General features: G+C 41.3%; 2 protein-coding genes and 1 pseudogene. All 3 read left to right on the forward strand.

The annotated features are described in order from the left end of the window. Positions 1–329: Fur family transcriptional regulator (locus ACT3RM_RS17915; protein WP_444511519.1), on the forward strand; the 329-nt coding region annotated here is incomplete at its 5' end. A gap of 11 nt (positions 330–340) precedes the next feature. Continuing rightward, on the forward strand, positions 341–757 hold the full coding sequence (locus tag ACT3RM_RS17920) for a MerC domain-containing protein (protein WP_441835854.1): 417 nt from the start codon (positions 341–343) through the stop codon (positions 755–757). A 5-nt stretch (positions 758–762) separates the two neighbouring features. Then, positions 763–1,216, forward strand: a pseudogene (locus tag ACT3RM_RS17925) (dihydroorotase); the annotation flags it as partial.

Here is a 1,216-nt window from a genome sequence, read left to right on the forward strand (position 1 = left end):
GATTCAATAAGGTAATGGATGCACCTATTTTGGCTATGTCTGTTTATCGAATTTTAGACTTTCTTGAGTCGGTAGACTTAGTACACCGATTAAAGTCAGAGAATAAATTTATGGCATGCAGTCATGCAAATGACGGATGCCAGCATCAGCTATCTATGTTTTTGATTTGCAGCTCATGCAACAAAGTCATAGAGATGAATGATGTGAATGACAAAGTAAAGGCTTTGTTCGAACAGGTGGAATTTACCGGTTTCACTCCGAGCAAGTCACAGTTAGAAATTACAGGTTTATGTTGTCAATGCAAACCAAAGCCGCCTAAAACCAATTAGAGGAAACTAGAATGAAATCAACACAAAGTGTAATGGATAAGTTTGCTATCGGGCTTTCAATGATGTGCACAATCCACTGTTTTGCAACTCCTATTTTGCTGACGCTATTACCTAGTCTTGCAGCCTTACAACTAAATAACGAACAGTTTCATTTATGGGTACTGGCGGCCGTTATACCTACCAGCATACTTGCATTGAGCTTGGGTTGTAAAAAGCATAAACGTTTTCGTTATATGGTGTCAGGGTTTGTTGGTGTGATTTTAATGGTACTGGCAGTAACTGCAGGTGAAGCCCTGTTTGGTGAGTTGGGCGAGAAAGGGTTTACGCTTGTTGGTGCGGCGTTTATTGCTGTTACGCACTGGTTTAATTATCGCCAGTGTTTAGCCAAAAATAATGATTGTCCGTGCTCTAGTAGTGTGTCGGAGTAAGCAAATTGAAAGTGACATTAATAAAGCAGGCTAAGATTGTTAATGAAGGCAAGTCATACATTAGTGATGTATGCATTGTTAATGGCCGGATAGAAAAAATAGCAGCAGAAATTTCAGCACAAGCTGGTGATACTATAATCGCAGCAGATGGCTGCTATTTATTGCCCGGCATGATTGATGACCAAGTACATTTTCGTGAACCTGGTTTAACGCATAAAGGTAACATAGCCAGTGAGTCGCGGGCGGCGGTTGCTGGTGGCGTTACTAGTTTTATGGAAATGCCTAATGTGAGCCCATCAACTACGACCATTGAAGCATTGGAGCATAAGTTTGCGCTAGGGCGCGATAGATCTTTGGCAAATTATAGCTTTTATTTAGGTGCCACCGAAAACAATTTAGAACAGATAAAACGGCTCGATCCTACGCGTCACTGTGGGGTAAAAGTCTTTATGGGCGCAT

Origin of the sequence: Pseudoalteromonas sp. AOP7-A1-14 (assembly GCF_052376275.1) — a bacterium.
Lineage (GTDB): Bacteria > Pseudomonadota > Gammaproteobacteria > Enterobacterales > Alteromonadaceae > Pseudoalteromonas.